The 9,356-nt window shown below is 69.3% G+C and carries 7 protein-coding genes, 1 tRNA gene and 1 pseudogene; 7 read left to right on the top strand and 2 right to left on the bottom strand.

Annotated elements, in window-relative coordinates:
- From B7X32_RS14790 to B7X32_RS14775, 4 genes are all read left to right on the top strand, one after another.
- The coding region (locus tag B7X32_RS14790; RefSeq protein WP_292721147.1) for a S16 family serine protease at nucleotides 1-330 on the top strand (330 nt) is incomplete at its 5' end.
- A gap of 77 nt (nucleotides 331-407) precedes the next feature.
- On the top strand, nucleotides 408-3,329 hold the full coding sequence (locus B7X32_RS14785) for a UPF0182 family protein (RefSeq protein ID WP_292721144.1): 2,922 nt from the start codon (nucleotides 408-410) through the stop codon (nucleotides 3,327-3,329).
- A 48-nt stretch (nucleotides 3,330-3,377) separates the two neighbouring features.
- Nucleotides 3,378-3,451 (top strand) — tRNA-Met (locus tag B7X32_RS14780).
- Between the two features lie 76 nt (nucleotides 3,452-3,527).
- Nucleotides 3,528-4,364 carry a hypothetical protein gene (locus B7X32_RS14775; RefSeq protein WP_292721142.1) on the top strand — a complete coding sequence of 279 codons (837 nt, stop codon included), beginning with the start codon at nucleotides 3,528-3,530 and terminating at the stop codon, nucleotides 4,362-4,364.
- A 32-nt stretch (nucleotides 4,365-4,396) separates the two neighbouring features.
- Here the strand turns inward: B7X32_RS14775 and B7X32_RS14770 are convergent, their stop codons facing one another.
- On the bottom strand, nucleotides 4,397-5,185 hold the full coding sequence (locus tag B7X32_RS14770; RefSeq protein WP_292721139.1) for a slipin family protein: 789 nt from the start codon (nucleotides 5,183-5,185) through the stop codon (nucleotides 4,397-4,399).
- 139 nt (nucleotides 5,186-5,324) lie between these two features.
- Here B7X32_RS14770 and B7X32_RS14765 point away from each other — a divergent pair, with 139 nt between their 5' ends.
- Nucleotides 5,325-6,128 (top strand): carbon-nitrogen hydrolase family protein, encoded by an 804-nt coding sequence (locus B7X32_RS14765; protein WP_292721136.1) that lies wholly within the window; start codon nucleotides 5,325-5,327, stop codon nucleotides 6,126-6,128.
- A gap of 6 nt (nucleotides 6,129-6,134) precedes the next feature.
- Here the strand turns inward: B7X32_RS14765 and B7X32_RS14760 are convergent, their stop codons facing one another.
- On the bottom strand, nucleotides 6,135-7,343 hold the full coding sequence (locus B7X32_RS14760; RefSeq protein WP_292721133.1) for an aminotransferase class I/II-fold pyridoxal phosphate-dependent enzyme: 1,209 nt from the start codon (nucleotides 7,341-7,343) through the stop codon (nucleotides 6,135-6,137).
- A gap of 98 nt (nucleotides 7,344-7,441) precedes the next feature.
- Between B7X32_RS14760 and B7X32_RS14755 the strand changes: the two genes are divergently transcribed.
- Nucleotides 7,442-8,914, top strand: a complete 1,473-nt coding sequence (locus tag B7X32_RS14755; RefSeq protein ID WP_292721130.1) for a trypsin-like peptidase domain-containing protein — start codon at nucleotides 7,442-7,444, stop codon at nucleotides 8,912-8,914.
- Nucleotides 8,915-9,077: 163 nt separating this feature from the next.
- Nucleotides 9,078-9,356 (top strand): annotated as a pseudogene (locus tag B7X32_RS14750) (glycosyl/glycerophosphate transferase); the annotation flags it as partial.

The raw sequence follows: 9,356 nt of genomic DNA, 5'->3' as shown, positions 1-9,356 counted from the left end.
ATGTTCGCGCTCGGGATCATCGACACGCTCACGCCGGGCGCGCTCAACGGCGGCAAGCAGGTCGCGGGCACGGGCACGATCACCGGCGACGGCACGGTCGGCCCGATCGGCGGCATCCGGCAGAAGCTCTACGGCGCGCGTGCGGCGGGTGCGGACTACTTCCTCGCCCCGGGATCCAACTGCGACGAGGTCTACGGCCACGTGCCCTCGGGGCTCACGGTCGTGCGCACCGACAGCCTGAAGCAGTCGCTGGATGCGCTGAAGGTCATCGCCGACGGGGGAGACGTCTCGGCGCTGCCCACGTGCACCGCCGCGGACGTGAAGAAGTAGCGAGCGCGTTCGCGACGGGCGAAGCCGGGAACTGCGCGGCTCAGGATCCCGCGAAGGGCCCGACCTAGGATGGAACGGTGACCACCTCACCTGCACCGGCCGCGCCCCGTACTGCCCGACGCATCGTCCTCGCGACGGTGGTGATCCTGGCCGTGCTCATCGCCGCGTTCTTCGTGTTCGCGTCGATGTACACCGATTTCCTCTGGTACGACCAGCTGAACTTCGCGCAGGTGCTCACCACCCGGTGGATCGCGAGCGCGACGATGTTCGTCGTCGGCTTCCTCGGCATGGCTGTGCCGATGTTCATCGCCATCCAGCTCGCCTACCGGCTGCGCCCGGTCTATGTGCGGCTGAGCTCGCAGCTGGACCGCTATCAGGAGGTCGTGGAGCCGCTGCGCCGCCTGGCGATGTGGGGGATGCCCGTCTTCTTCGGCCTGTTCTCCGGCTTCGCCGCCGCGGGCCAGTGGGAGACCGTGTGGCAGTGGGCGAACGGCACGGCGACCGGCCAGACCGACGCGCAGTTCCACCTGGACACCGGCTTCTACCTGTTCGACCTCCCGTTCTACGAGGCGCTCCTCGGCTTCATCTCCGCCGTGCTGATCCTGAGCCTGCTCGTGTCGGCGCTCGTGCTCTACCTGTACGGCTCGGTGCGGATCGGCCAGGGCGAGCTGCGGATCTCCAAGGCGGCCCGGGTGCAGCTGGCCGTGATCGCCGGCGTGTACCTCCTGGTGCAGGCCGTGAGCCTGTGGGTCGACCGCTACAAGACGCTGACCGCGACCGAGGACAAGATCACGGGAGCGGCGTTCACCGGCGTGAACGCCGTGATCCCCGGCCTGTCGATCCTCGCGATCATCGCGGCCCTCGTCGCGGTGCTGTTCTTCATCACCGCCGTGATCGGGCACTGGCGCTATCCGCTGGCGGCGACCGCGCTGCTCATCGTCGCGGCCCTCGTGCTCGGCATCGCCTATCCGTGGGCGGTGACCACGTTCCAGGTGAAGCCGAACCAGAACCAGCTCCAGGCGCAGTACTACGAGCGCAACCTCAAGGCGACGAAGACGGCGTACGGGATCGACGGCGTGCAGACCACGCCGTTCAAGGCGCAGACCACGGCCGAGACCGGGCAGCTGCGCAGCGACGCGGACACCACCGCATCGATCCGCATCATGGATCCGAACGTGATCGGCCCGACGTTCCAGCAGCTCGAGCAGTACCGCAGCTACTACAAGTTCCCGTCGAAGCTCGACGTCGACCGCTACACGATCAACGGCAAGACCCAGGACGCCGTGGTCGCCGTGCGCGAGATCGACACGAACCGCATCGGCAGCCAGACCTGGAACAACAACACCCTCGTCTACACGCACGGCTACGGCCTGGTCGCCGCGGCCGGCAACCAGCGCACCGATGACGGGGAGCCGGTCTTCCTGGAGCGGGGCATCCCGACCTCGGGTGCGCTGACCGACGGTCAGAAGTTCGAGCCGAGGGTCTACTTCGGCGAGAACTCCCCGGACTACTCGATCGTCGGAGCCCCGAAGAGCACCGCACCGATCGAGATCGACTACCCCCGGGGCAAGGACTCCAGCGAGAACCAGACGAAGACCACGTTCACGGGCGACGGCGGGCCGCGCGTCGGCAACTTCTTCACGAAGCTGCTCTACGCGCTGAAGTTCCAGTCGGAGCAGATCCTCTTCTCGGAGAGCGTCAACCAGGACTCCCAGATCCTGTACGACCGCGACCCGGCACTGCGGGTGCAGAAGGCCGCGCCGTACCTGACGCTGGACAGCGACCCGTACCCGAGCATCGTGGACGGGCGGATCGTGTGGATCGTGGACGGCTACACCACGAGCTCGAGCTACCCGTACTCGACCACGGTGAACCTGCCCAAGGCGATCAGCGACTCCGTGAACACGCAGCCCGGCTTCGTGACGGACGACATCAACTACATCCGCAACTCGGTCAAGGCGACCGTCGACGCCTACGACGGCAAGGTCACCCTGTACGCGTGGGATCCGACCGACCCCGTGCTGAAGACCTGGCAGAAGATCTACCCGGGAACCCTGAAGTCGATCAGCGACATGTCCGGGCAGCTCATGAGCCACGTGCGCTATCCGACCGACCTGTTCAAGGTGCAGCGCGCGATGCTCGGCACCTACCACGTCACCGACGCGGCCTCGTTCGCCCGGCAGGACAACCTCTGGGAGACCCCGAACGACCCGCAGAGCGATTCGGCCAACCCCGAGCTGCAGCCTCCGTACTACCTGACCATGAAGGTGCCGGGGCAGGAGCAGTCGCAGTTCTCCATGTACACGACGTTCATCCCTGCCTCGCAGGGGTCGAACAGCAGGAACGTGCTGATGGGCTACCTCTCGGTCGACGCCGATGCCGGCTCGACGGCGGGCAAGAAGTCCGACTCGTACGGCAAGCTGCGGATGCTGGAGATCGACGCCGACACCACGGTGCCGGGCCCTGGCCAGGTGCAGAACTCGTTCGACTCGGATCCGACGGTCGGCCAGCAGCTCAACCTGCTCAAGCAGGGGCAGTCGAAGGTGACCCACGGAAACCTGTTGACGCTGCCGGTCGGCGGCGGGTTCCTCTACGTGCAGCCCGTGTTCGTGCAGTCGTCGGGCGGCACGCAGGTGCCGCGCCTGCAGAAGATCCTCGTCGCCTTCGGCGACAAGATCGCGTTCGCGGACACGCTGACCGAGGCTCTGGATCAGCTGTTCGGCGGCGACTCCGGTGCGACCGGCGGCGACAACAACATCACCCCGACCCCGAACCCGACGCCGACCCCGGGCACCGGGACGGGCACCGGGACCACGCCGCCCACGGGCGACGCGGCGTTCCAGGCGGCGCTGGCCGACGCCAAGGCGGCCATGCTCGCCCGTGATGCCGCGCTGAAGGCCGGCAACCTGACGGAGTTCGCCGCACAGGACCAGAAGCTCACCGACGCCGTGAACCGGCTGCTCGCGCTCGAGGGGAGCGGCAGCAGCACCGCCAAGTAGCGCTCGATTCGCGCCCTGCGAAATCCCGTGTTAGGCTATCTCTTGTGCCGCGGGGTGGAGCAGTTCGGTAGCTCGCCGGGCTCATAACCCGGAGGTCGCAGGTTCAAATCCTGTCCCCGCAACAAGAGAAGGCCCCCTGATCAGGAGAAATCCCGATCAGGGGGCCTTCGGCTTTCTACGACGAAACGGGAGGTTCGGGTGGCTTCGCATCTTTCCTGCATCGGATTCGAGTTCGGGGATCGGACGGAGTTCGAGACCGTCGTCGGCCGGCTGGCCGCGCGGGGCTACTCGCTGGGCGCAGCCGACGGTGTGGAAGTCGTTCGCTGGGAGGATCCGAGCGGGGCCCGACTGGTGCTGGGCAGGAGGCAGGGCGAGTACGTCGATCTGCTGCCTTCCTTCGCCGGGAGTGCTGGTGTGAACGTGGCGCGCTGCAGGGCGCTGAGCGACGAGGTCGTCCTGGCCGATGTCGTCGACGCCGACGGTGAGCAGATCACGACGATGGCCTTCGAGCTCGAGCAGCGCCGTGCGCTGGTCGGAGGATGGTCAGGTCTCGCGGCCGTCACGGCGTTCGGCATGGAGACCCAGTTCTTCGCCGACGAGGACGAGTTCGCCGCCTCGCCGAAGAGCCTGCTGGACCCCGATGACGGTCCGGACGAGCCTGCTCCGGCGCACGCGGTGGAGTACGGCCTGCGCTGGCCGCCCCGGATGGCTGCCGAATCCTTCATCTCGTTCGGAGGCTTCGGCGATCACCCGGTCGCTGAAGCACGACTCAACGGCACCGTGCTGAGAGCGGCGCGCCGACGCAACACCGAGACGGGCAGGCGCTTCCTCGCCGCCCGCGTCGGTTGCCTGGGGTTCGAGGTCGATCTCGTCACCGAATGGGATGCCGCGCCCGCTCCCGTGGTCGGCTCGATCGCCGCCGTTGGTGCCTTCCTCGTGGCCTCGATCGATTCGCTGGCGTTCGACGAAGGGCCACGGGCGGCGATGCCGCGGCGTCGCCGCCCGTGGATGCCGCACGTGTTCCGTCGCGGATGATCGCGGCGTCGGCGATGGGCGAGCGCCGACGCTCAGTGTGCGCGCATCTGTGCGACGGCGGCCTCCCGGTCGATCATGTTCATCACGTCGCCGATCGAGTTCACGAGCGGGGCGGGGGCGATCACGAGCGTGTTCTTGTCCACGCCGATCTCGACCAGCGTCTGTAGGGTGCGCAGTTGGAGCGCGAGCGGGTGCGACATCATCGTGTCCGACGCGGTGCCCAGCTGGGCGGCGGCGAGCGCCTCGCCCTCTGCGGCGATGATCTTGGCCCTCTTCTCGCGCTCCGCCTCCGCCTGCTTCGCCATCGCACGCTTCATCGAGTCGGGCAGCAGGATGTCCTTGAGCTCGACGAGGGTCACCTCGACACCCCACTCGACCGTCGTGACATCGAGGATCTCGCGGATGTTCGCGTTCAGCGCCGCGGTGTCGGAGAGGATCTCGTCGAGGTGGTGCTGACCGACGACGCGGCGTAGCGTGGTCTGCGCGATCTGGTCGATCGCGGCGCGGACGTTCTCGATCGCGATCACCGACTTCACCGGATCCATGATCCGGAAGTAGGCGACCGCCGAGACGCCGACCGTGACGTTGTCCTTCGTGATGATGCCCTGCGACTGGATGGGCATCGTCACGATGCGCAGCGAGACCGGGATGAGGACGTCGACGATCGGGAAGATGAACCGGATCCCCGGCTCGCGCACGTTGTGCAGCCGTCCGAAACGCAGCACCACGCCGCGCTCGTACTGCCGCACGATCCGCGCGGACATGAAGAAAAGGATGATCGCGAGGAGCACCACGACGATCAGGGTGATGAGCGGGATCATGGGAACCGCCTCCTCCGGCTCCGGTGACGTGCCGCGGGCCAGTGCTTCCATTGTCCTCCGGCCGGCCGGGCGTATCGCGGGATCCGGAGGATCCGTGCGAGCCCATCGCCGAAGCCCGAGCGTGCGGGATGATGGAGCCATGACCACCGCAACCGTGACCGTCGCCGTGTGCCAGTTCGCGTCCGTCGACGACCGCGCCGCGAACCGGGAGCGCATCGCCGCCCTCGTCGCACGCGCCGCGGAGCGCGGCGCCCGGCTCGTCGTGCTGCCGGAGTATTCCAGCTACTTCGTCGACCCGATGGACGAGACCCTCGCCGCGAACGCGGAGGAGCTGGACGGCGCCTTCACCCTGAGCCTGCGGGAGCTGGCGGATCTGCACGGGGTGGTGATCGTCGCCGGCCTGGTCGAGCGCGCGGACGCCGAGCGGATCCGCAACACCCTCGTCGCCGTGGACGGGACGGGCCTGCTCGCGGTCTACCGCAAGCAGCACCTGTACGACGCCTTCGGGCAGTCGGAATCCCGGTGGATCGAGGCGGGCGAGGTCGGAGCCGCCGCGACCTTCGCCGTGGACGGACTCGCCTTCGGGCTGATGACCTGCTACGACCTTCGGTTCCCGGAGGTGGCGCGCACTCTCGTCGACGCCGGGGCCGAGGCGCTCGTCGTGCCCGCGGAGTGGGTGCGCGGTCCGCTCAAGGAGCATCACTGGACCACGCTGCTCGCAGCGCGTGCGATCGAGAGCACCGCCTACGTGGTCGCGGCGGACCACCCGACCCCGGTCGGCGTCGGGCACTCGGCCGTCATCGACCCGCAGGGCGTCGTGATCGCCGGAGTGGGCACGGGGGAGGGGATCGCGGTCGCCGAGCTCGACGCCGCGACCGTGGCCCGCGTGCGAGAGGTCAACCCCGTGCTGCGGCTGCGCCGCTACCGCGTCGTCCCGCGCTGACCCCGCTCACACCCCTGCGCGCAGGCCGGCGAGGCGTTCCGCGGCTTCGGCGATCACCTCGGGGCGCTTGCAGGCGGCGAACCGCACCAGGCCCCGGTACGCGTCGCGGTGCTCCGGACGCACGAACGCGGTGAGCGGGATCGCCGCGACCCCGATCCGCTCCGGAAGGGAGCGGCAGAACGCGTCGGCGTCCTCTCCGCCGATGCGCGAGGCGTCCGCGACCGTGAAGTAGCCGCCGTCCGGGAGGTGCACCTCGAAGCCCGCCGCATCCAGGCCCGCGGCGAGCTGGTCGTGCTTCGCGCGCAGGCGCTCCGCCGCATCGGTGAAGAACGCATCGGGAAGGCGCAGGCCGAGGGCGATGGCGGGCTGGAACGGGGCGCCGTTGACGTAGGTCAGGAACTGCTTGACGCTGAGCACCGCGGTGATGAGCTCGGCCGGCCCGTGGATCCAGCCGATCTTCCACCCGGTCACCGAGAACGTCTTGCCCGCCGAGGAGATCGTGAGTGTGCGCTCGGCGGCGCCGGGCAGGGTCGCGATCGGCACGTGCGGCGCGGCGAAGGAGAGGTGCTCGTACACCTCGTCGGTCACGATGATCGCGTCGTGCTGGTGCGCCAGCCGGACGATCTCCGCACGGATCCCCTCGCTCAGCACGGCGCCGGTGGGGTTGTGCGGATCGTTCACGAGGATCACCCGGCAGCGATCGGTGACGGCGGCGGCGAGCTCCTCCGGATCGGGCTGGAAGTCGGGCAGGCGCAGCGGAACCGTGCGCAGCGTGGCGCCGCTGAGGGCCGCGATCGCCGCATAGGAGTCGTAGTAGGGCTCGAACACCACGATCTCGTCCTCCGGGCCCTCCACGAGGGCGAGGAGGGCTGCGGCGATGGCCTCCGTCGCTCCCGCGGTCACGACGACCTCGCGGTCGGGATCCACGTCGAGCCCGTAGAAGCGGCGCTGATGCTCGGAGACCGCCTGCAGCAGGTCCGGCACGCCGCGCCCGGGCGGATACTGGTTCGCGCCGTCGAGGATCGCGGCGCGCGCCGCCTCCAGCACCTCGGCCGGGCCGTCCTCGTCGGGGAAGCCCTGCCCGAGGTTGATCGCCCCGGTGCGGCCCGCGAGGGCGGAGATCTCAGCGAAGATGGTAGGGGCGACCTCTCCGGCTGCGGAGAGCAGCCCGGCACCGGCCGCCGTACGGCGCCAGGCGCCCGGCAGGATTCCCATGCCGCCCAGGGTAACGCCATAGCGGAATCTGCCACCCGGCATAAGAAAAACACAGAAACGGCCGTCAGTCTGTAAGGGCAAGGTTCAAAGGAGCAGACATGAACGAGCAGACGCCTCACCCCGACGCCGGACACTCCGTGCCCCCGGCGTTCTCGTCCACCCCCGCCGCCTCGAGCGCGCCCGTCCCGGACGGCGCCACCGCGCCCACCACGCCGATCCCGCCCACGGGCGGCTACGGGATCCAGGCTCAGGCGCACCAGACCCAGCCCGTCGATCCAGGACACCCCGGCGCGCACACCGGCGCCGCGTTCGGCGTTGCCGCCACGACGCCCCAGGAGCGCAAGACCAAGAACGGCGTCGGCGGCGGCAAGATCGCCGCCATCATCATCGCCGCAGCCCTCGTCGGCGGCCTCGCCGGTGTCGGCGGAGCCGTCGGGTACGGGGCGCTGACCTCGTCGAGCTCCTCTTCGACGAAGACGGGCACGGGTCCGAGCACCGTCACGGTGAACAACCCGGAGTCGGTCTCCGAGGCCACCGCGATCGCCGCGAAGGCGGTGCCCTCGGTCGTCACGATCGAGGTCTCCGGATCCAGCGCCTCCGGCTCCGGTTCGGGCATCGTGCTCGACAAGCAGGGGCACATCCTCACGAACGCGCACGTGGTGACCCTGGACGGCGAGGTCTCGAACCCCGCCATCAGGGTGACCACCTCGGACGGCCGCATCCTCGACGCCACCGTCGTCGGGATCGACGCGACCTACGACATGGCCGTCATCCAGGTGAAGGACGGTTCGAGCCTCACCCCGATGGAGTTCGCGGACTCGTCCAAGCTCAACGTCGGATCGATGACCGTCGCGGTCGGAGCCCCGCTGGGCCTGGCCAACTCGGTCACGACCGGAATCGTCAGCGCGCTCAACCGCAGCATCCAGATCCAGTCGTCCGCGGCTCCGTCGCAGGGCTCCAACGGAGACCAGCAGCAGAGCCCGAACCAGGACGGCTCCCAGCAGCCCTTCCAGTTCGACATCCCCGGCCGCGGATCCGGCTCGCAGGGCGCGGCCGCGACGATCTCGATCTCGGTGATCCAGACCGACGCCGCGATCAACCCCGGAAACTCCGGCGGGGCGCTCGTCGACAGCGACGGCAAGCTCATCGGCGTGAACGTCGCGATCGCGAGCGCGGGATCCTCGTCCTCCTCGTCGGGGCAGTCGGGGAACATCGGCGTCGGCTTCGCCATCCCGTCGAACATCGCCAAGCGCATCGCGAACGACATCATCGCCGACGGCAAGGCCACGCACGGCCTGCTCGGCGCGACGGTGCAGGACGCCAGCGGCCAGAAGGGCGCCACGGTCGTCGGAGCGTCCATCGCCTCGGTCTCCAGCGGAGGTGCCGCGGCCAACGCGGGCATCCAGGCCGGTGACGTGGTCACGGGCTTCAACGGCAACCCGATCACCGACGCCAGCGACCTCACGGCGCAGGTGCGCTCGGTCGCCGGCGGCAGCACCGCGACGCTCACGATCAACCGCAACGGGCAGTCGCAGGACATCAAGGTCACGCTGGGCACGCTCGCCCAGTGAACCACCGCTCCTGAACCCTGCATCCGACGAAGGACGCCGCCCCGCGACGCGATCGCGAGGCGGCGTCCTTCGTCGTCTACGGAGTCCCGGAAGATCGCCTCGACGGCTCCTCGACTCAGGGGTCTCTTCGCTCGCCGGCTCCGCCGACCGGTAGGCTCGCGGGGTGGCGTCCTTCTCCTTCCGCGCGGGCAACGCCGGCAAGCTGCTGAGGATCCCGCTGTATCTGCTCGGGCGCCTGGGGACCCTGATCGTCCCGCGCGGACGCGGCTGGGTGATCGGCTGCGGAGCAGGCATCGGCGACGGCGCCCTCGCCCTCTGGCGGGCGGCGAGCGATGCGGGGACGGAACCGCTGTGGCTGACCGGATCCGCCCGCGAGCAGCGCGACGCCGCGGCCCTCGGCATCCGCGCCATCCCCAAGAACGGCCTTCGCGGCTGGTGGGCC

Source organism: Microbacterium sp. 13-71-7, assembly GCF_002257455.1.
In the GTDB taxonomy this organism is placed as follows: domain Bacteria; phylum Actinomycetota; class Actinomycetes; order Actinomycetales; family Microbacteriaceae; genus Microbacterium.
This window is presented reverse-complemented; position numbering and strand designations above follow the sequence as displayed.

What these genes read in the sequence shown, in the direction of transcription:
- B7X32_RS14760 (WP_292721133.1), bottom strand. Translation starts at nt 7,343, where the DNA reads ATGGGAATCCTGCCGGGCGCCTGGCGCCGTACGGCGGCCGGTGCCGGG.
- B7X32_RS14755 (WP_292721130.1), top strand. Translation starts at nt 7,442, where the DNA reads ATGAACGAGCAGACGCCTCACCCCGACGCCGGACACTCCGTGCCCCCG.
- B7X32_RS14765 (WP_292721136.1), top strand. Translation starts at nt 5,325, where the DNA reads ATGACCACCGCAACCGTGACCGTCGCCGTGTGCCAGTTCGCGTCCGTC.
- B7X32_RS14770 (WP_292721139.1), bottom strand. Translation starts at nt 5,185, where the DNA reads ATGATCCCGCTCATCACCCTGATCGTCGTGGTGCTCCTCGCGATCATC.